This window comes from Paenibacillus glycanilyticus NBRC 16618, assembly GCF_004000805.1.
Classification (GTDB): domain Bacteria; phylum Bacillota; class Bacilli; order Paenibacillales; family Paenibacillaceae; genus Pristimantibacillus; species Pristimantibacillus glycanilyticus.
This window is the reverse complement of the sequence record NZ_BILY01000036.1, coordinates 1-21,305: the sequence shown is the minus strand read 5'-3', so window position 1 is coordinate 21,305 and position 21,305 is coordinate 1. Positions and strand designations below refer to the sequence as shown.

Below are 21,305 nucleotides of genomic sequence, written 5' to 3'. Positions count from 1 at the left end.
AGGTTTTTTATTGTCTAAATACATTGACAGCATCCTGCACCTGGAGTAAATTAAACCTTAACAAAAGAATCATAAATAGGCCATTGACTTTGAAATAGTTTGTGCATCAATTCACAAAGTCTGGATAGCCATAATCGGAATGGGACTCATCGCCCATCCCTCATAAGAGGAGAGGATCAACTGTGGAAGCACTGGCGCTGGAACGCAAGGCGGAACAGAATCGTGAACTGCGTGAAAGGCTCATGCAATTGAAGAAGGAACGCAATGCCATCATTCTTGCCCATTATTATCAACGAGACGAAATTCAAGAGGTGGCCGATTTCCGCGGGGACTCGTTCCTGCTCGCGCAAAAGGCTGCACAAACCGATGCGGACGTTATTGTTTTTTGCGGCGTTCATTTTATGGGAGAAAGCGCGAAAATTCTGGCTCCTAACAAAACCGTCATTATCCCCGACGAACGGGCCGGCTGTCCAATGGCTGACATGGTTAACGTGGACGGCTTGCGCAAGCTGAAGGCACAGCATCCGAACGCGACTGTTGTTACGTATATTAACTCTTCTGCGGAAATCAAAGCGGAGACGGATATTTGCTGTACCTCGGCCAACGCCGTTAAAGTGGTGAATTCGGTTGAAGGCGATGAAGTCATCTGGGTACCGGACAAAAACCTTGGCCACTACGTGCAGCAGAACACCGACAAGAAAATGATTATCTGGGAAGGTTATTGCAACACCCATGATATGCTGACGGTGAAAGACGTTGAAGAGATGAAGGCGAAATATCCGAACGCTCAATTTGTCGTGCATCCGGAATGCCGTCCGGAGGTTGTGGAGCTTGGCGATTTCGTCGGCAGTACAACGGCTATTATTAAATATTGCAAAGAATCGGATTGTCAGGAGTTTATCGTTGGTACGGAAGACGGTACCGGCTACCAATTGCGTCTGGACAGCCCGAACAAGACTTTCCATTTTGCATCCAAATATTTGGTTTGCCCGAACATGAAAGTGAACAACTTGAAGAAGCTGGTGAAATGCCTGGAAACCATGCAGCCTCAAATTTACGTTCCTGATCATGTTGCGGACGAGGCCCGTAAGTCCCTGGAGCGCATGTTACTCGTTAAATAGGAGGAGCATGCGCTACTCCTATGCTTGGAGGCGCATTACGAAGATGATGATACCAAGATATCTTGTTGATTTGTCACTCGAGGACTTGCCGGTAATAGAGAAGGACGTTATTGTGATCGGGGCCGGCATCGCCGGTCTTTTTACCGCACTTCGGGCAAGCGAGAATAACCAGTCTGTCTTAATGATTACGAAAAAATCACTGCTCGACAGTAATACGCGTTATGCGCAGGGCGGTATCGCGGCCGTCATCTCGGATGACGATTCCCCGGCTTACCACCGAGAGGATACGCTTATCGCGGGTGCCGGCCTCTGCTCCGAGGATGCCGTTAACGTTCTGGTTCACGAAGGGCCGGAAGGGGTTAACAATCTGATCAGAATGGGCACGCAGTTCGATCTCGAGAACGGTGAATTCGCGCTGACCAAGGAAGGCGCGCATAGCCAGCGCCGCATCCTTCATGCCAACGGCGATGCGACGGGTTACGAGATTGTGCGCGCCCTTTCGGAGAAGGCGACGGCCGACCCGGGCATTGACGTGTGGGATGATCATTTCGTGATCGATCTTGTTACGCAGGATGGCGAATGCTGCGGAGCGATCGTGCAGAAGCCCGACGGGCACCGCTTGTACGTAAGAGGCAAAGCGACGATTCTCTGCTCCGGCGGGACGGGACAATTATATCGTTATACAACGAATCCGGATGTCGCCACCGGAGACGGCATTGCAATGGCTTACCGGGCAGGCGCGCTTATTCAGGATATGGAGTTTGTGCAATTCCATCCGACTTCGCTGTGTTATCCCGGCGCTCCGCGTTTCTTGATCTCGGAGGCCGTACGCGGTGAAGGCGCTTATCTGCGCAATATCCGGGGCGAGCGGTTCATGGACCGTTATCATCATCAGCTGGAGCTTGCGCCGCGCGATGTCGTGGCACGCGCTATAGTAAGCGAGATGGAAGAGACAAAATCCACTTTCGTCTATTTGGATATCACGCATGAGTCGCCGGAAATGGTGAAGCATCGTTTCCCTACGATTTACGAATTCTGTCTGCAATACGGGCTGGATCTGACAACCGACTGGATCCCGGTTGCGCCGGCTGCCCATTATATGATGGGCGGAGTCAAAACTGATCTGTTCGGGGAAACCAATATAAGAAGACTGTTTGCATGCGGAGAAGTATCGTCTACCGGCGTTCATGGCGCGAACCGCCTGGCGAGTAATTCGTTGTCGGAAGCGATTGTGTTTGGCAAACGGATCGTAGACAGCATTATGAAGCTGCCGCAGCTGGAGACGAAGCCTGTTATTGAAAAGGAACAGCCGCGCAGCGGCGCACCTATGCAGGCGGTAGTCGAGAAAAGGCTGAAGCTGCAGAAGGTGATGGTGCGGTATGCCGGACTTCGCCGTGACGCGCATGGTCTTGAGAGAGGGCTCGAGGAACTGAAGCGCCAGCTGCCGTTCTTCCAATCGGTTCTGACCAAACGCGAGGAATACGAGTTCGCCAACCTGCTGACCTGCGCGGTTCTGACTACGGAATCCGCGCTTCAGAGGGAAGAAAGCCGAGGCGGTCATTTCCGGGAGGACTTCCCGGAGAAGAATGACGAGGTGTGGCGCAAGCATACCGTAATGCAACGGCTGCAAGGAACGACAGAGGAGCGAATTATTCATGTTTGATACAACATTTGGCACCTATAACCATGCCCTACGCGAGCAAATCCGCAGCTGGCTGGCCGAAGATATCGGAAGCGGCGATATCACGACGGCAACTACCATCCCGATGGGCTCGCAGTCGACAGCGGTGATCCATGTGAAAGAGAGCGGGATTATTGCCGGTCTTCCGGTTGCGCGGATCGTTTTCGAGATTGTGGACCCGGCGCTTAGGTTCGAAGCAAAAGTACAAGACGGCGAGTATGCGGAAAAGGGTACGGTCATCGCAACCGTAGAAGGCAGTACCCATAGCCTTCTCACCGGCGAGCGTCTGGCGCTTAACCTGATGCAGCGTATGTCAGGCATCGCAACAAAAACGAATGCTTTCGTAACGGCGTTGGAAGGCTTGCCGGTCCGTCTTGTGGACACGCGCAAAACAACGCCCGGCCACCGGATGCTGGAGAAGTATGCGGTCCGAGTTGGCGGAGGGGCAAATCACCGGTTCGGTTTATATGACGCCGTAATGATCAAAGATAATCATATCAAGGGCGCCGGCGGAATCCGCCAGGCTGTTGAAGCATCCCGCGCGGCGATCCCACATACAATGAAGATCGAGGTAGAGGCGGAGTCTCTTGAACAAGTGGAAGAGGCTCTGGCTAGCGGCGCGGATATTATTATGCTCGATAACATGGCACCGGCGCTGATGACGGAAGCGGTAAGCCTCATTAAGTCGCGCTCGCCTCATGTTATAGTAGAAGCATCGGGCAACGTGCGTTTGGATACGGTTCGCGCCATTGCAGCCTGCGGCGTAGACGTTATTTCCGTCGGCGGCTTGACCTATTCGTTTAATGCCCTTGATATCAGTCTGGATTTGAATGAGAAAAAAGGAGGCGCGCGGACGTGATTTTAGTAATCGATGTGGGCAATACAAACATCGTTCTGGGCGTCTATAAAGGCAAGGAACTGCTGCATCATTGGCGGCTCAGCACGAACCGCTCGGCGACCGTTGACGAGTACGGCATGAACATACACAATCTGTTCCACTATGCGGGAATCCGGATGGAGCAGATCGAAGGCGTTATTATCTCCTCGGTTGTTCCGCCGCTCATGCGTGCCCTCGAGCAGCTATGCATGAAATATTTGCGCAAGACGCCGCTTGTCGTGGGTCCGGGCATTAAAACAGGGCTTAATATCCGCTATGAGAATCCTCGCGAGGTCGGAGCCGACCGGATCGTGAACTCCGTTGCGGGTATCGTGAAATACGGCTCGCCGCTTATCGTTGTTGATTTCGGCACGGCCACAACGTTTGACTATATCGATGCTTCGGGAAGCTATCTGGGCGGAGCGATCGTGCCCGGTATCGGTATTTCCACGGAAGCTTTGTACCAGCGTGCGGCCAAGCTGCCGCGTATTGAATTGGTCAAGCCGAAGAGCGTCATCGGCCGCAATCCCGTTACGTCCATGCAAGCCGGTATCATCTACGGTTACGCCGGACAAGTTGACGGCATCGTGAACCGGATCAAAAAAGAATTTCAAGTGAGCCCGCGCGTTGTAGCAACGGGAGGGCTTGCGGAGTTAATTAGCACGGAATCGGAAACGATAGAAGAAGTCGATCCACTTCTGACGTTGGAAGGATTGCGCATTATTTACGAACGGAATCAGGAGGGATAACCATGGAGCAGTTACCAGACGTACTCGTCCGGGGTACGGCGTGGGGAGGTAAAATTCGCGTATTTGCAGCCTGCACAACGCAGCTTGTAAACGAATTGCAGCGGCGCCATCAAACATTGCCGACTGCAACAGCCGCTTTTGGGCGTACGGCTACGGCTGCCGCCATTATGGGAGCCATGCTGAAAGGCGAGGAGCAGCTGACGGTAAAGGTAAAAGGCGACGGTCCAATCGGCCAAATCGTCGTTGACGCGAATGCGCACGGCGAGGTGCGCGGGTATGTCGATAACCCGGATGTCCTGCTGCCAAGCAACGAGCACGGGAAGATTGACGTTGCCGGCGGGGTAGGCCGGAACGGTTATCTCCACATTATCAAGGATCTGGGCCTCAAGGATCCTTATCTCGGCAGCGTACCGATTGTATCGGGCGAGCTGGGCGAAGACTTCACTTATTATTTCGCCGTATCCGAACAGACGCCTTCCGCAGTTGGACTTGGCGTGCTTGTGGAGCCGGAAGGAAAAGTCACTCATGCAGGCGGCTTTATTTTGCAGCTTCTGCCGGGCCTTACCGATGAGGAGATTACCCGTCTTGAGCAGGCTATTGGTTCCATTCCGCATGTGACGAAGCTGATGGAGCAGGGCGAAACGCCGGAAGGCATCCTTCGCAGGCTGGTAGGAGACGATCTGCATATCCACGATTCGCTGGAATTGAAATTCCAATGCAAATGCTCGCGGGATCGGGTGGAGCAGACACTGATCAGCCTTGGGGCATCGGAGCTGGAGCAGATTATTGAGGAAGACGGCAAGGCAGAGGTGGTCTGCCATTATTGCAATGAGGCTTACACGTTTGACCGGGAGCAGCTGCAAGAGCTGCTTGACCAGGCGAAGCCAAAGCTCGTGCAATAATGCCGGAGGCAATGGGGAAATGAAGAAATACGGGGTATTAAAAGCAGTTGTTGTTCTTCAAGCGATCTGTATGATCGTATTAAGCGTGGCGGTTATTGTGAAGCTGTCTCCGTTCTCGGACGATCCCGACAAGCATGATCCCGATTCGGAGACAAAGGCGCAAGCCGGGGATACGCCAAGCGATTCCGATCACTCGCGCAGCGAAGGAATCGCCGCAACGGTAGGCGGGTTTCCGATTACGGCAGCGGATTTGGCCGATCAGCTTAAGCGGCAATATGGCGACAATGTACTGCGGACCATGATGGTTCGCAAGGCGATTGACCTGGAAGCTGAGGCTCAGCAGTTAAGCCTGTCCTCCGAGGAAGAGGAGAGGGAGCTTACCGCTATGATGGACGGCTATGATAGCGAGCAAGTTTTTTATGAAGTAATGAAAGAGCAGCTTGGCATGACCAAGAGTGATGTAGAGGAAGATATAAGGTACCGTCTGCTGCTCGAGAAAATTGCTATTCTAACCGTTAATCTGTCCGAAGTGGAGATCGAGAATTACATAGCGGCTCATCCGGAGCAATTCGCGGACCGGCTAAGGCTTCATGTGCAGTGGATTGTCACGGATACGGAAAAGGAAGCAGACGATGTACTTGATAAGCTTACGGCCGGCGATACGTTCGAACAGCTTGCGCTGGAGTATTCGAAAGATGCGAATACAGCGGATACGGGCGGCGACCTTGGTCTTATCGATTCGGATGATCCGTTCTATGATGCCGATATGCTGGAGGAAGCCGGCAGGCTGCAGACCGGCGAGTCGACCGGACCCATTAAGGTGCCGGAAGGCTATGCGGTTATTCGCGTGCTGGAGCGGCAGAAGACGGACGGCCTGTCCGGCCATGTCCTGTACGATACCGCCCGCAAGGAGCTGGCGCTGTCCAAAGCCAAGCCGCTTAACGAGATCGAGGATGATTTGCTCGAGAAATACAACGCAGAGATTACCCCTTAGGAGCACTTATCTATTATCTGGAAGCCGCCCACTGGGCGGCTTCTCCCTTTTCCTGTCAATTCAAGAAAGAAACTATTGACAACGGATGCGAGAGATTGATAAGATGTTAGTAGTGAAAAAACCAACTAAATTAGTCGGAATAAGGGAGGCAATTATTCTCATGGCTAGAATCGTTAACAGCGTAACTGAACTTATTGGTGATACACCGCTTGTCCGTTTGAACCGTCTTGTACCGGAGGACAGCGCGGAAATCTATGTAAAGCTTGAGTACCAGAACCCGGGCGCAAGCGTTAAAGACCGTATCGCGATCAGCATGATCGAAGTAGCGGAGCAAGAAGGCGTTCTGAAGCCTGGCGATACAATTGTTGAGCCTACAAGCGGCAACACGGGTATTGGTCTTGCGATGGTAGCTGCGGCAAAAGGCTACAAAGCGATCCTCGTTATGCCTGAAACAATGAGTATCGAGCGCCGCAACCTGCTTCGTGCTTACGGTGCTGAGCTTGTTCTGACTCCAGGATCCGAAGGCATGAACGGCGCCGTTCGCAAAGCGGAAGAGCTGGCGAAAGAGAATCCGTCCTACTTCATCCCGCAACAGTTCAAGAACCAAGCTAACGTAAAAGTACACCGCGAAACAACAGGTCCGGAAATCGTAGAAGCGATTAACTCGCTTGACGGCAAGCTGGATGCTTTTGTTGCCGGTATCGGTACTGGCGGTACAATCTCGGGTACGGGCGAAGTGCTGAAGAAGAACTTCGAAGGTATCAAGATTTACGCGGTTGAGCCTGCTGCATCCCCGATCCTGTCAGGCGGCAACCCAGGTCCTCACAAAATCCAAGGTATCGGCGCTAACTTCGTGCCGGATATCCTGAACCGTGAGATCTACGACGGCGTTATTACCGTTGAGAACGAAGAAGCTTTCGAATATGCACGCCGTGCTGCAAAAGAAGAAGGTATCCTGTGCGGTATTTCTTCCGGCGCTGCGATCTTTGCTGCTCTGAAAGTAGCGAAAGAGCTCGGCAAAGGCAAACGCGTTATTGCCGTTGTTCCTTCGAACGGCGAACGTTACCTGTCCACGCCTCTGTTCAACTTCGAGAACTAATATTGTCTCCTATAAGTCCCCCGTTCTTAGGAACGGGGGCTTTTTGACGTTTGCGGAGGCTTTTTGTATACTTAGCAAATCATAGCTGATCGGAGGGAATTAACATGTTCACCGCACTAGGGCAGTGGGCTTTATGGCAGGCAGAACGGAAATACACAACCTTGCCGCTGCTGAAGCGCATTCCTCTTCATACCGTTACCGTTGAATCATGGGAGTCGGCATGGTGCGCGGCTTCCCCGCATGCATTCGTATTGGAAAGCGGCAAGGATGGACGTTATACCTATTTGGGATTGCATCCGGAAGGAGTTATCCGCGGCAAAGGAGACAATGCCCAATCATCGGAATGGGACCGCGAGGGACAAGTCCTGTCGGAACAATCCTGGGAGGGCAAGCCGCTTGAAGTGGTCCGGCGCTGGATGGAGCCGCAACGCTCTCCTAAACTTGCGGATGGTCCTAAGTGGACGGGAGGCTGCATAGGCTTCTGGAGCTATGATGTGATCCGCTCTATCGAGCGGCTGCCCGAGCTTGCGGCGGACGATACGGGACTTCCGGATTATCTGTTCCTGCGGATGAACCGGATCTGGATCGTGGATCAGCAGGAGAAGATGCTGTACTGCGCGGTCCATACCGCGGTTACCGGGGAAGAGAACGAAGAGAAGCTGCAGGCCAAGTACGACGAGGCGGTTGTAGAGGCCGAGGAGATGGAGGTATTCTGGCAGCATCATATTCAGCTTCAGGGCGGCGAGGCGTCAGCCGTTCGCGAGGAACGCAGACAGTTCACGGAAAGCGATAGTCTTCACATTGACGTAGAGTCGGTCGAAGGCATCACCTCTCCATTCCGGAAGGAAGCCTTTATGGAGGCAGTCCGCCGGATTCAGCGGTATATCGGCCAGGGGGACGTATTCCAAGTGAACCTGTCGCAGCGGCAGAGCCGGAAGGTCAGCTCTTCGCCGGAAGAGTTGTACGAATGGCTGCGTATTTTTAATCCATCGCCTTATATGGGCTTTCTGCGCTGTCCGGACTTCCAGCTGGTCTCTGCCTCTCCGGAGCTTCTGGTCGAGCGGAACGGCGATAAGCTGGCAACCCGCCCGATAGCGGGCACGCGCCGCCGGGGCCGCTCGGAAGAAGAAGACCGCAAGATGGCGGAAGAACTCCGTACAAGCGAGAAGGAGCGGGCCGAGCATATTATGCTGGTTGACCTGGAGCGGAACGATCTTGGACGGATATCGGAATTTGGAACCGTTAGAGTGGAAGAGCTGATGGTCATCGAATACTATTCCCACGTGATGCATCTGGTCTCGCAGGTGGAAGGACGCCTTGCGGACGGGAAAGATGCCTTTGACGTCATCGCCGCGACGTTCCCGGGCGGAACGATTACCGGCGCGCCGAAGATCAGGACCATGGAAATCATCGAGGAGCTTGAGCCCGTGCGGCGCGGGGCTTATACGGGATCGCTCGGATGGATTGACTATAATGGCGATATGGAATTTAATATAATAATAAGAACAATGGCGGTGAAGGACGGTATCGTTAATATTCAGGCCGGGGCCGGTATCGTTATCGATTCCGATCCGGAGCGGGAATATTACGAATCGTTGAATAAAGCAAAGGCGCTATGGAAGGCGATTCAGTACAGCGAGCGGTTTGCGGAGCAGACGAGCCGGACGTAGCGCAGAGCGATACACAAAGGGGGAGCAGGAGCGATGATTCTAGTAATTGATAATTATGATTCGTTTACGTACAACTTGGTGCAGTATTTGGGTGAACTGGGCGAAGAGGTTGTCGTGAAACGGAATGACGAGATTGATCTTGCGGGCATTGAGGCGTTAAAGCCTGACCATATTCTGATCTCGCCGGGACCTTGCTCTCCGAACGAAGCGGGGATCAGCCTGTCGGTCATTGAGCATTTCAAGGGCATTATTCCGATTTTTGGCGTATGTCTTGGCCACCAGTCGATCGGACAAGCGTTTGGCGGCGACGTTGTGCGCGCGGAGAAGCTGATGCACGGCAAGACGTCTGAAATCCTGCATGACGGCAAAACGATCTTTGAAGGGATTCCTTCTCCGTATACGGCTACCCGGTACCACTCTCTTATCGTGAAGCGCGAGACGCTTCCGGATTGCCTGGAGATCAGCGCGGAAACGGCGGAAGGCGAAATTATGGGACTGCGCCATAAGGAATATCCGATTGAAGGCGTACAGTTCCACCCCGAATCGATCATCACGCAGCACGGTCACGACATGCTGCGCAATTTCTTGAAAATCCGCACGGGCGCGGCTCGATGAAGATCGGGCTGAACGGTACGGTAATGGAATCTGGCGAAGCTGTGATCTCGGTATACGATCACGGCTTTTTGTACGGTATGGGGTTATTTGAGACGTTCCGCACGTACGGCGGCCAGCCGTATTTGCTGGAGCGGCATATGAAGCGCCTGGCGGAGGGCTGCGAAGAGATCGGTATCCGTTACAAGCCGGATCTGGATGCCCTTCGGAAGATGATAGCGACCCTGCTGAAAGAGAACGGGCTTGCGGAAGGTTATATCCGTCTCACCGTTACGGCGGGAATCGGGGAACTGGGACTTCCGTCGGGAGATTACGAGCAGCCAACGGAGTTCATGCTTGTTAAGGCGCTTCCGCCCCATAACGAGAGCCTGTACAGCGAAGGAAAAGAATTACGGCTGCTTAAGACGGCAAGAAATACCCCGGAAGGGGCCATTCGATTAAAATCGCTCCATTATATGAACAATATAATCGCTAAGCGGGAATTGCTGGCAAGCGATGCTTCGACGACGGCGGAAGGGCTTATGCTGAGCCATGAGGGACTTCTTGCAGAAGGCATCGTCAGCAATTTGTTTTTTGTGCAGGAGGACACGATTTATACCCCTTCAACCGATATCGGCATTTTGCCGGGAATAACAAGGCAGCGGGTTATCGAATTGGCTCGAGGGCTTGGCTATACGGTGAGGGAAGGACACTATTTGTTTGAGGAGCTTCTTGCCTCGAATGAAGTATGGCTAACGACTTCTATACAGGAGCTTGTACCGGTAACGCGCGTAACCGATCATCACGGCGGCAGTACGGCGGTTGGTTCCGGCTCGGCGGGACCCGTGCTTCGGGAGCTGCTGCTCGCCTACCGCCAAGATACGGAGGAACAACAACGATGAGCGAACAAGAACAGGGACAGGAACTTACAGGCTATAAGCCGACCTTTTGGAATAGAAGCTATGAGCTTGGCGGCGGAATAAAGCTGGAGCTTGGGAAGCGGACGCTGATTATGGGCATTCTGAACGCTACGCCGGATTCTTTCTCGGATGGCGGACGGTATAACCATGCGGAGGCTGCCGCTGCGCGTGCGGCGGCTATGGTTGACGAAGGCGTCGATATTATCGATATCGGCGCGGAATCGACGCGTCCCGGCTTTGAGCCGGTCAGCGTAGAAGAGGAGCTCCGCCGCCTGCTGCCCGTTATCCGGGCCGTACGCGAGGCTGCGCCTCACGTGCCGATTTCCATCGACACGTACAAGGCCGAGACGGCGCGCCAGGCGCTTGAAGCAGGCGCGCATATTATCAACGACATATGGGGTCTGAAGTATGACCCCTTTATGGCGGCCGTGGCGGCCGAATATGGCTGTCCGGTTATAATCAGCCACAACCGCCCTGCCCGGGACTACGGAGACCTTGTCCCGGATGTGCTCGCCGACCTGCAGGCGAGCGTGGCCATTGCGCTTCGGGCTGGCGTTGAAGCGAGCCGGATCTGGCTCGACCCGGGCCTTGGCTTCGCGAAGAATCATGACGACAACCTGGAATTTATGGGCCGGTTGTCGGAACTGACCGCGCTTGGCTACCCGGTGTTGCTTGGCACCTCGCGCAAACGGTTTATCCGGCAGACGCTTGACCTGCCGGTTGACGATCTTGCGGAAGGCACGGCAGCAACTACGGCGCTTGGCATTGCCCAGGGCTGCCAAATCGTACGCGTGCATGATGTGCGCGCGAATAAGCGGACAGCGATGATGACCGACGCGATTATGTACCGCGGTTCTAAATAGAAAGCGAGGAAGCGAAGCATGGACAGCATGATCATGAAGGGCATGCAATTTTACGGTTATCACGGTGTTTTTCCGGAGGAGAACCGGCTGGGACAGAAGTTTATCGTTGACCTTGACCTGAAGCTGGACCTGGAGAAAGCGGCGGCAACCGATGATTTGGACGCAACGATTAACTATGCCGAGCTGTACGAGCAGATCAAATCCGTTGTGCAGGGAGAGCCTTATAAATTAATCGAAGCTTTGGCCGGCGGCATTGCAACGCGGGTTTTGGAAGCTTATACTATGATAAATGAAGTGGCGGTTCGCGTAACGAAGCCAAATCCGCCGTTCGAGATCCATTTTGACGGGGTTACAATTGAGCTCCGCCGCAAGCGGGACGGGAATGGACGTGTCGTCCGTGCCTAACACCTTGGCGGAAGCGTACATTGCTCTAGGCTCCAACCTTAACGATCGCGAGGGACTGCTTCGGCAGGCAATTGAATACCTCCGGCAGCAGCCCGGCGTTCAAGCGTTAAGGATATCCGGTATTTACGAGACTGATCCTGTCGGGTATACGGATCAGCCGGCTTTTCTGAATATGGCGATGGCCGTTAAGACGACTCTTCCACCCCTTGAGCTTCTTCACGTGTTGTTTAAAGTGGAGCAGCTTCTTGGACGCGTAAGAGATATACGCTGGGGACCGCGCACCATAGATATAGATCTGCTGTTATATGAAGATGTTGAGATGGATGACGAGGAGCTGACGCTGCCTCACCCCCGTATGCTGGAGCGGGCTTTCGTGCTTGTTCCCCTTGCGGATGTCATCGATCCGTCGCATCCTCTGCAGGACCGTGTTTCGGCTACTGCGGCAGCGGCGCTTCAGGATGGAAAGGAAGGCATCACGTTATGGAAAATCACCAATTGGCTCAGCGGGTCCGGGCATTCCGGAAGCTGAAGGGCTACACCCAGCAGGAGCTGGCAAAGGTATTAGGCGTATCGGTTGCGGTCCTTGGATCGCTGGAGCGGGGAACCCGCAAGCCCGATGCCCGGCTTATGATGAATATAGCGAATACGCTTGGCATCAGTTATGAAGAACTAATGGATACGGAATCTTAACGTATTTTTCATATGCAGTTGAACTCTGTTACGTCCGTCGATGATGGCGGTCATTCCATTCAGGAAGGAGGAACAAGGAGCAGTATGTTGAAAATCGGTGACATCGAGATGAAAAATAAAGTCGTGCTCGCGCCGATGGCGGGCGTCTGCAACCCGGCTTTCCGTCTGATTGCGAAAGAATTCGGAACCGGCCTCGTATGCGCGGAGATGGTCAGCGACAAAGCGATTCTGCACGGCAACAAGCGCACGATGGAAATGCTGTTTGTAGACGATCGCGAAAAGCCGCTTAGCCTGCAAATTTTCGGCGGTGACCGCGAATCGCTCGTCGAGGCGGCCAAGGTTGTCGACCAACAGACCAACGCCGATATTATTGATATTAATATGGGCTGTCCGGTGCCGAAGGTTACGAGCTGCGACGCCGGCGCGCGCTGGCTGCTTGACCCAAACAAAATTTACGAGATGGTTTCGGCGGTAACCGCCGCTGTCAGCAAGCCGGTTACCGTGAAGATGCGGATCGGCTGGGATGACGAGCATATTTACGCGGTAGACAACGCGAAGGCTGTCGAAAGCGCGGGCGGCAAAGCGGTCAGCGTTCATGGCCGTACTCGCGAGCAGCAATACACCGGCAAAGCGAACTGGGATATTATCCGCGACGTGAAACAGGCGGTTTCCATTCCGGTTATCGGCAACGGCGACGTCTTCTCGCCGGAAGATGCCCGCCGACTGCTCGACCATACCGGCTGCGACGGCGTTATGATCGGGCGCGGAGCGCTCGGCAATCCGTGGATGCTGTACCGAACGATTCAATACCTGGAATCGGGCGAGCTGCTGCCGGATCCGCTTCCGCGCGAGAAGCTGGAAGTTGCGATTTTGCATATGGACCGTCTTATAGCCTTGAGAGGCGAAGCAAAAGCCGTACGCGAAATGCGCAAACATATGGCCTGGTACCTCAAAGGACTTCCGGGCGCGGCACGCGTGAAAGATGTCATTATGGAAGAGACAGGACGCGACAAGCTTGTCGAAATTATGGAGCAGTACATTGCTTCTTTGGATGAAGAAGCATTTGCCGGCGTGGCCGGCAGTTCCAACAACGCACATTAAGAGAGGGGGACGATTATCGGTCAAGGGGCCGGTAATCCTCCTAAGTCTCTTTAAGATAAAGCGGTTACAACACAAATTTGGCTTTGATTGACATTCGGGGTCTCTTTGAAATATAATCTTGCAATATACATCAACGACATCGTCGTTTCCGCGCTAGCTGCCCCGCAACTTGGCATGAGGAACGGGGAATGCAATATATTTAAATAACAGTGAATTCATACGCCGTATGAATAATATGTCACACGACAGGAGAATCGGAAGATGAGCGATAAGGAAATCATTCTGACTCAGGACGGGTTAAAGAAACTTGAAGAGGAACTGGAAAACCTCAAGTCGGTCAAGCGTCGTGAAGTAGCGGAACGTATTAAGGTGGCCATTGGCTACGGCGACATCAGCGAGAACTCGGAATACGAGGATGCCAAAAATGAACAGGCTTTTATCGAAGGCCGTATCATTACGCTTGAGAAAATGCTCCGCAACGCGCGGATTATCAATAACGATGAGATCGATACCGATACGGTAAGTATTGGATCGGTTGTAACGGTGGAAGATTTGGAATTCGGTGATACAATGGAATATGCAATCGTAGGTACAGCCGAGTCCGATCCTCTTCGTAACAAGATTTCGAATGAGAGCCCTGTAGGCAAAGCGATACTGGGCAAGAAGAAAGGTACTGTTGTGGACGTTAGCGTGCCTGCCGGCATCATTCAATATAAAATCGTCGATATTAAAAAATAAGGTCTGCACTGCCATTTGCGCATATTTTTCGAAAGCTTCCTTAGCGGAAGCTTTTTGAACGTTAAATATAAGAAAGTATAGGCTGTCTCTATACGGTACTTATATTTCACTCGCGAAACGTCTGCTGCCCTCCACAGGATGGCGCAGCCGTTTACGCTTGAGCAGTGCCTTTCATTTAGGAGATGAATAAAGTGGATCAGCAAAACACGGGAGTGGAACAAGAACAAGAACTAAGCGAACTTCTGCAAATTCGCAGAGACAAATTGGACGAGCTGAGAGCTCTTGGCGTTGACCCGTTCGGCGTCAAATTCGAGCGTACGCACAATGCGAAAGATATTGTGTCCGCTTATGAAGAGCTCAGCAAGGAAGAGCTGGAGGAGAAAGCGATCAAGGTAAGCGTTGCGGGCCGCATTATGCAAAAGCGCGGCATGGGCAAAGCTTCTTTTGCGCATATTCAGGATCTTTCCGGCAAAATCCAAATCTACGTTCGCAAGGATACGGTTGAAGCGAACAAATACGCGGCATTCGAAATGCTTGATATCGGCGATATCGTTGGCATCACAGGCGTCGTTTTCAAGACAAACACCGGCGAAGTATCGGTAAAAGCTCACGAAGTGGAAGTGTTGACGAAGTCTTTGCTCCCGCTGCCTGATAAATATCACGGCCTGAAGGACGTAGAGCTGCGCTACCGTCAGCGTTACGTCGATCTGATCGTGAATCCGGACGTACAGCAGACGTTCATTACGCGTTCCCGCATTATTCAATCGATGCGCCGTTACCTTGATTCGAAGGGCTACCTCGAAGTGGAAACGCCAACGTTGCATTCCATTGCCGGCGGTGCTGCGGCTCGTCCGTTCATCACTCACCACAACGCGCTTGATATGCAGCTGTACATGCGTATCGCGATTGAGCTTCACCTGAAACGCCTTATCGTAGGCGGTCTGGAGAAAGTATACGAGATTGGCCGCGTGTACCGGAACGAAGGCATCTCGACGCGCCATAATCCGGAGTTTACCATGATCGAGCTGTACGAGGCTTATGCCGATTACAAGGACATCATGGCGCTGACGGAGAACCTGATCGCCCATATCGCGCAAGAGGTTCTCGGCACGATGAAAATTTCCTACCAAGGCCAAGAGATCGATCTGACGCCGCAATGGCGCCGTGTTTCGATGGTAGACCTGGTTAAAGAGGTTACCGGCGTAGACTTCAGCGTGGAGATGAGCGACGAAGAAGCTCATGCCCTCGCGAAGGAGCATAAAGTACCGGTTGAGCCGCATATGACGTTTGGCCACATTCTGAATGCGTTCTTCGAAACGCATTGCGAGCATACTCTGATTCAGCCTACGTTCGTTACGGGACATCCGGTTGCAATCTCGCCGCTGGCGAAAAAGAACCCGGTAGATCCGCGCTTTACGGACCGCTTTGAGCTGTTTATCGTAGCGCGCGAGCATGCGAACGCGTTCACCGAGCTGAACGATCCGATCGACCAGCGTCAGCGCTTTGAAGCCCAGCTTGTTGAGAAGGAACAAGGCAATGACGAAGCGCATGAGATGGATGACGACTTCATCCGCGCCCTCGAGTACGGCATGCCGCCTACCGGCGGACTTGGCATTGGCGTTGACCGCCTTGTTATGCTGCTTACCGATGCGCCTTCCATCCGCGACGTTCTGTTGTTCCCGCATATGCGCGAGCGCGCAGGCGAATAAGAAGTTAACGACAGCACCGCTTGGACTAACGGGTCCGGGCGGTGTTTTTTTTGCAAATATAAGACTGTATACGTTTTTATTATACTTTGCTTATATTTCGTTCGCGAAACGTATGTTGCCCTTCCTATGGACGGCGCAGCCGTTTTCATTTGGATAGGAGCGCACATTGACATTTGATAGGGAAAGTGAGAATGTATTTTAAAGGAAAAACAAGCTCGAGAAACTTAACGTTTGAGGTGAACCGCGGAAAATGTGGAAGAGTGGCTTGCGTGCAATCATTTGTTTATTATTTGTTCTCGTTGTTGGCCTTTTGCCTGCCATGAATGGTTATGTATCCGCTGAGGGGAATGTCGGCGCAGAAACCAATGCCTTAGGCAATATTGCGACAGAAGCTTTCTCGCCTGTCATTACCCAATCGGAACAGACCGCCTCGGCTACACCTCAAAATCAGGAGAAAATAGACCCAAAAAAAATATCGGCCTTTTCGGTATTGTCGATATCGGCATTGTTTGGCGCCTTATTCGCTTACCTGTATAGCAGATGGCTGCGTGCCCGGGAATTTACGGTGAGTGGCAAACCTCTTGCGGCTGGCGGAAAGCCGTCCCTGAACGGACTGTGGATCGCGCTTCTAGCGGCATTCGCCTTCCGATTCTACATAGCGGCTACGAATCCAGGCTATACGAATGATATCAATACGTTTATTTATTGGGCGAATCATGCCTTTAAGGACGGGCTCGGCAACTTCTATCAGGAAGGCTTGTTTGCCGATTATCCGCCTGGTTATATATATGTGCTCTATGTCATGGGGGCGCTGCAATCGTGGTTCGGCATCGGGTCAGCCAGCGATGCGGCAATCGTATTCTACAAGCTTCCGGCTATTTTCACCGATCTGATTACCGGTTATCTCATTTACCGTACAGCGGCGAAAAAGCTCGATCACCGCGCTGCGTTCGGGCTGGCGATGATTTTCGTCTGGAACCCTGCCGTCTGGATCAACTCGGCCGGATGGGGTCAGGTTGATTCCTTTTTTGCGCTGATTCTTGTATTAGCCATTCGGGCTATTACGGACGGCAAGCTGGAGCGCGGTTCAATCTGGTTTGCGCTGGCCGTGCTTGTGAAGCCGCAGGCGCTTATTTTTACGCCGGTTATGCTTCTCGCTTACGGCTACAACCTGAGGCATTGGAAGCGTATTGCCGCGGGGATTGGTTACGGCGTTATAGCGTTCCTTCTGCTCGCCGCACCGTTTATTTGGAAGAACGGCGGTTTATCCGGACTCTATGACCTTTATAAATCAACCTTGTCTTCTTATCCGTACGCCACGCTGAACGCCTTTAATCTTTATGCTTTAACGGGCGGTAACTGGGCGAAGCTGGACGCGCATTGGCTAGGCTTAGAATATTCGGTTTGGGGGAACATTGGGATCGTTTTTGCGACAGTAGTCTCCGTCCTGTTCTTCGCTTTCCGGAAGCAGCAGAAGGATCTGACCGGTTCCTTCTACATGGCTTTGATTCTGATCGTTACGGTCTTTATGTTTGCTGCCAAAATGCACGAGCGCTACATGTTCCCGGCACTCCTGCTGATGATTTTCGCTTATGTGGAAGCGAAGGATCGCCGTATTCTGCATCTGCTGCTTGGCTTTAGCATTACGCATTATATTAATGTCGGCTATGTACTGGCCTTCAGCCAGGAGAATACGTTCCTGCCTTCTTCGAACGGCATTATGATCGTAACTTCGCTCGTTAATATCGGTTTGTATTTGTACATGATCTATATCGGTTATGATAGATATATCAAAGGTCGCCAGCATCCGGTTCCGGCAGTGACGAAAGACGAGCTTGCCATGTCGGAAGAGCGGCTGCTTCAAAGCGTAAGATCACAGGAGCAGCCTCCCCGCAGGCTGCACCGCAAGGACTGGTTATGGATGTCCGTCATTACGGGCGTCTATGCCGTTATTGCGCTCATGAATCTCGGTTCCACGGTTAGCTTTGACAGCGGTTGGAAGGCGGACCGGGACGGCCAAAGCTTCTATGTGGATTTTGGCAAGCCGGTGCAAGTCGGTCAAATCAACAGCTTTAATGGGGTTGGCGTTGGCAAGTACAAGTGGGAATTCAGCAGCAGCACGCCTGATCAATGGAGCAATCCGATCGAGATTGAGCAAAAAGTTGGCGACGACTTGAAGTGGACGGTTAACCCCGTCAATCAGACGGTCCGTTATGCGAAGCTGACAGTAACCCAGTGGGGCTTCTCCATGCAGGAGGTTGCCTTCTACCCGGAAGGAAGCGACAAGCCGATCCCGGTTGAGCAGGTTGTTGATCTTGGCGATGAAAGCGACGTGCAGCAGGATGCGGCTCTAGCAGGCAGCAGGTTGTTTGATGAACAAAAGAATGCCGTATATAAACCGAACTACTTGAACAGCTCTTATTTTGACGAGATTTATCATGCCCGGACCGCTTACGAGAATCTTCATGGCATGAAGGCTTACGAGAATACGCATCCGCCGCTCGGCAAGCTGCTAATCGCGGTAGGGATCAAGCTGTTTGGGCTTAGTCCGTTTGGCTGGCGAATTGTAGGCACGCTGTTTGGTATCGGGATGCTGCCGATCATTTACCTGTTTGCCCTGCAGCTGTTCCGCAAGACGGGCTACGCGGCGACGGCAACGATTCTGTTTGCGGCAGACTTTATGCATTTCACGCAGACAAGGATTGCGACTATTGACGTGTATGGCGTCTTTTTCATCATGCTGATGTTCTACTTCATGAATAAATACAGGGAAATGAGCTTTTACAGGTCTCCTCTTAGGAAAACGCTCGTGCCTTTATTCTGGGCGGGGCTGTTGTTCGGAATAGGGGTGGCTTCCAAATGGATTGTCATTTACGGCGGTGCCGGCCTGGCGGTTATGCTGGCGCTAGTCCTTATTGAACGTTACCGTGAGCACGCAGCGGCAAAACGTATCCTGGCGGGCGGGGAAGAAAGCTATCCTTATACGGAAAACGAGGCTTATCAAAAGGCTTCCCGCGGGTTTATGCGCAATACGGTACTGACTCTTGCAAGCTGTCTTGTCTTCTTCGTTGCAATCCCGTTAGTCATTTACTGCTTGTCCTACATTCCGGTCCTACACGTTAAAGGAGATACATATACGGCGGAACGGCTTGTCGAGTACCAGAAGCATATGTATGACTACCACAGCAAGCTTGTCGCTACGCATCCGTATTCCTCCCAATGGTGGGAGTGGCCGTTTATGAAACGTCCGGTCTGGTATTATAACGGTAAGAATCTCGATCCTGGAATGGTCTCGTCCATTTCGGCATTCGGCAATCCGCTAATATGGTGGACGGGGATCTTTGCGGTTATAGCAGCGCTCTATATAAGCGTCAAACGCAAGGATAAGCGGATGTACGTGCTGTGGCTCGCTTATCTATCGCAATACCTGCCATGGATGCTCGTTCCGCGGCTGACGTTCTTGTATCACTATTTTGCCATGGTGCCATTCATGATTTTGGCCATCGTTTATATATTCACCCGCATTGAAGAAGGACGCGAGAATAAGAAATGGATCCGCTGGGTTTACGCCGGCATAGCGGTCGTTCTGTTTATAATGTATTACCCAGTCATTTCCGGTATGGAAGTAAACAAGGAATATGTGATGATTGCTCTAAGACATTTTGACTCTTGGGTCTTTTACAGCTGATGAACGGAAGGGGTAGACGGGCATGAAGGCGAGATACAGCATTATAGTGCCGATGTATAACGAAGAAGAAGTGATTCGCCATACGTATGTCAAACTGAAAGAAGTGATGGACGGTTACGGCGAGCCTTATGAGCTTGTATTCATTAACGACGGCAGCAAAGACCGGACGGTCGAGATCGTGGAAGCTATCTGTCAGCAGGACGCCAATGTCCGTCTGATCAACTTTTCGCGCAACTTTGGCCATCAGATCGCGATTACAGCGGGTATGGATTACGCGCAGGGCGACGCCATTATTATAATAGACGCGGATCTTCAGGATCCGCCGGAAGTAATGCTCGAGATGATCGCCAAATGGAAGGAAGGCTACGAGGTAGTCTACGGCAAGCGGCTGAAGCGCAAAGGCGAAACGGTCTTCAAGAAACTAACGGCGATGATGTTCTACCGTACGATGCGGAGCCTGACGAATTTCGATATTCCGATGGACACCGGCGATTTCCGCTTGATTGACCGCAAGGTATGCGACGTGCTGCGCGGATTGAAAGAGAAGAATCGCTTCGTTCGCGGTCTTGTCAGCTGGGTAGGCTTCCGCCAGACGATGGTGGAGTATGTCCGCGAGGAGCGTTTTGCGGGCGAGACCAAGTATCCGCTCAAAAAAATGATTAATTTTGCGGTGGACGGCATCACCTCCTTCTCTTATAAGCCGCTCAAAATCGCAAGCTATATCGGCTTTACCCTGTCGGCCACAAGCTTCGTTTATTTGCTGGTCGTGCTATGCCAGCGTCTCTTTACTTCGAGCACGGTAGCGGGATGGACAACCATTGTCGCCATTAATCTCTTGTTTAACGGAATTATTCTGATGCTGCTTGGACTTATCGGCGAGTATATTGGCCGGATCTATGACGAGTCCAAGAACCGTCCTCTGTATATCGTAAGAGAAGCCAGAGGGTTTAGCGAAGAGAAGGAACAAGCGGAGAAGCAGGAGAAGGAACGCGAATATGTCCATTGAGCAGCCGCAGCAGCAGATTAGCCCAAGAAAACAAAAGCTTGGCGCGTTAAAGCAATTCGTCTTATTTAATATGATCGGATTGCTCAACACTCTGGTGGACTTTGTTGTCTACAGTTTACTGGTGTGGGCGGGACTGTACGTCCTTCCCGCGCAGGTTATCTCTTATAGTGCCGGCATGGTGAACAGCTATGTGCTTAATTCTCTCATTACCTTTAAAGGGACTTCGAAAAGAGAGGACCAATACAAGGCAGACCGCGGAAGGGCTGTACGCTTCGTTGTGCTGAACGCGGCAGTGCTGGGAGTGTCTATGCTGCTTCTCTATGAGCTGACGAAGGAAGCGGGATTAGGTCCGTTCACGGCTAAGCTGCTAGCTACGGGAGTAACCGTTGTGCTTAACTTTGCAGGCAGCAAGTGGTGGGTATTCAAGCAGTCTTAAACCGCTTATCAGAATATCTCAAAAAAACTTTTAAAAAGTGCTTGCAATACACTAGGCGTTCATGA

The 21,305-nt window shown here is 52.4% G+C and carries 20 protein-coding genes; all 20 read left to right on the top strand.

What is annotated here, in order from left to right:
- Positions 1–182: 182 nt before the first annotated feature.
- The 20 genes from nadA (at position 183) to PGL01S_RS23505 (ending at position 21,240) form a co-directional block, all read left to right on the top strand.
- On the top strand, positions 183–1,121 hold the full coding sequence (gene nadA / locus PGL01S_RS23600; RefSeq protein WP_012772070.1) for a quinolinate synthase NadA: 939 nt from the start codon (positions 183–185) through the stop codon (positions 1,119–1,121).
- Positions 1,122–1,167: 46 nt separating this feature from the next.
- On the top strand, positions 1,168–2,784 hold the full coding sequence (nadB, locus tag PGL01S_RS23595) for an L-aspartate oxidase (RefSeq protein WP_127497058.1): 1,617 nt from the start codon (positions 1,168–1,170) through the stop codon (positions 2,782–2,784).
- A complete protein-coding gene (nadC, locus tag PGL01S_RS23590) occupies positions 2,777–3,661 on the top strand; it encodes a carboxylating nicotinate-nucleotide diphosphorylase (RefSeq protein ID WP_127496987.1) in 885 nt (294 codons plus the stop codon). The genes nadB and nadC overlap by 8 nt, the downstream gene beginning before the upstream one ends.
- Positions 3,658–4,428: a type III pantothenate kinase gene (locus PGL01S_RS23585; RefSeq protein ID WP_127496986.1), complete on the top strand. Its 771-nt coding sequence runs from the start codon at positions 3,658–3,660 to the stop codon at positions 4,426–4,428. Before nadC ends, PGL01S_RS23585 begins: the two co-directional genes overlap by 4 nt.
- Before the next feature lie 2 nt (positions 4,429–4,430).
- Positions 4,431–5,330, top strand: a complete 900-nt coding sequence (gene hslO / locus PGL01S_RS23580; RefSeq protein ID WP_127496985.1) for an Hsp33 family molecular chaperone HslO — start codon at positions 4,431–4,433, stop codon at positions 5,328–5,330.
- 19 nt (positions 5,331–5,349) lie between these two features.
- Positions 5,350–6,324, top strand: coding sequence for a peptidylprolyl isomerase (locus PGL01S_RS23575; protein WP_164775574.1), 975 nt, complete (start codon positions 5,350–5,352; stop codon positions 6,322–6,324).
- Between the two features lie 160 nt (positions 6,325–6,484).
- Positions 6,485–7,423, top strand: coding sequence for a cysteine synthase A (gene cysK, locus PGL01S_RS23570; RefSeq protein ID WP_127496983.1), 939 nt, complete (start codon positions 6,485–6,487; stop codon positions 7,421–7,423).
- 104 nt (positions 7,424–7,527) lie between these two features.
- On the top strand, positions 7,528–9,093 hold the full coding sequence (locus PGL01S_RS23565; protein WP_127496982.1) for an anthranilate synthase component I family protein: 1,566 nt from the start codon (positions 7,528–7,530) through the stop codon (positions 9,091–9,093).
- A gap of 33 nt (positions 9,094–9,126) precedes the next feature.
- Positions 9,127–9,708 (top strand): aminodeoxychorismate/anthranilate synthase component II, encoded by a 582-nt coding sequence (gene pabA / locus PGL01S_RS23560; protein ID WP_012772078.1) that lies wholly within the window; start codon positions 9,127–9,129, stop codon positions 9,706–9,708.
- On the top strand, positions 9,705–10,586 hold the full coding sequence (pabC, locus tag PGL01S_RS23555; RefSeq protein ID WP_127496981.1) for an aminodeoxychorismate lyase: 882 nt from the start codon (positions 9,705–9,707) through the stop codon (positions 10,584–10,586). Before pabA ends, pabC begins: the two co-directional genes overlap by 4 nt.
- Positions 10,583–11,467: a dihydropteroate synthase gene (folP, locus tag PGL01S_RS23550; protein WP_127496980.1), complete on the top strand. Its 885-nt coding sequence runs from the start codon at positions 10,583–10,585 to the stop codon at positions 11,465–11,467. The genes pabC and folP overlap by 4 nt, the downstream gene beginning before the upstream one ends.
- A gap of 18 nt (positions 11,468–11,485) precedes the next feature.
- Positions 11,486–11,872, top strand: coding sequence for a dihydroneopterin aldolase (gene folB / locus PGL01S_RS23545; RefSeq protein WP_127496979.1), 387 nt, complete (start codon positions 11,486–11,488; stop codon positions 11,870–11,872).
- Positions 11,850–12,401, top strand: a complete 552-nt coding sequence (folK, locus tag PGL01S_RS23540; RefSeq protein WP_127496978.1) for a 2-amino-4-hydroxy-6-hydroxymethyldihydropteridine diphosphokinase — start codon at positions 11,850–11,852, stop codon at positions 12,399–12,401. Before folB ends, folK begins: the two co-directional genes overlap by 23 nt.
- The gene (locus PGL01S_RS23535) at positions 12,353–12,562 is read left to right on the top strand and encodes a helix-turn-helix domain-containing protein (RefSeq protein WP_012772083.1); all 210 of its coding nucleotides are present in this window, start codon (positions 12,353–12,355) and stop codon (positions 12,560–12,562) included. The genes folK and PGL01S_RS23535 overlap by 49 nt, the downstream gene beginning before the upstream one ends.
- A gap of 84 nt (positions 12,563–12,646) precedes the next feature.
- Entirely contained in the window at positions 12,647–13,663 is a 1,017-nt protein-coding gene (gene dusB / locus PGL01S_RS23530; protein WP_127496977.1) for a tRNA dihydrouridine synthase DusB, read from the top strand.
- 261 nt (positions 13,664–13,924) lie between these two features.
- Positions 13,925–14,401, top strand: a complete 477-nt coding sequence (gene greA / locus PGL01S_RS23525) for a transcription elongation factor GreA (protein ID WP_127496976.1) — start codon at positions 13,925–13,927, stop codon at positions 14,399–14,401.
- A 182-nt stretch (positions 14,402–14,583) separates the two neighbouring features.
- A complete protein-coding gene (gene lysS, locus PGL01S_RS23520; protein WP_174806593.1) occupies positions 14,584–16,110 on the top strand; it encodes a lysine--tRNA ligase in 1,527 nt (508 codons plus the stop codon).
- Positions 16,111–16,360: 250 nt separating this feature from the next.
- Complete coding sequence (locus tag PGL01S_RS23515; protein WP_244935724.1) at positions 16,361–19,798, top strand: phospholipid carrier-dependent glycosyltransferase; 3,438 nt, start codon at positions 16,361–16,363, stop codon at positions 19,796–19,798.
- Between the two features lie 22 nt (positions 19,799–19,820).
- Positions 19,821–20,804 (top strand): glycosyltransferase family 2 protein, encoded by a 984-nt coding sequence (locus tag PGL01S_RS23510; protein ID WP_127496975.1) that lies wholly within the window; start codon positions 19,821–19,823, stop codon positions 20,802–20,804.
- A complete protein-coding gene (locus PGL01S_RS23505; protein WP_127496974.1) occupies positions 20,794–21,240 on the top strand; it encodes a GtrA family protein in 447 nt (148 codons plus the stop codon). The genes PGL01S_RS23510 and PGL01S_RS23505 overlap by 11 nt, the downstream gene beginning before the upstream one ends.
- Positions 21,241–21,305: the final 65 nt, after the last annotated feature.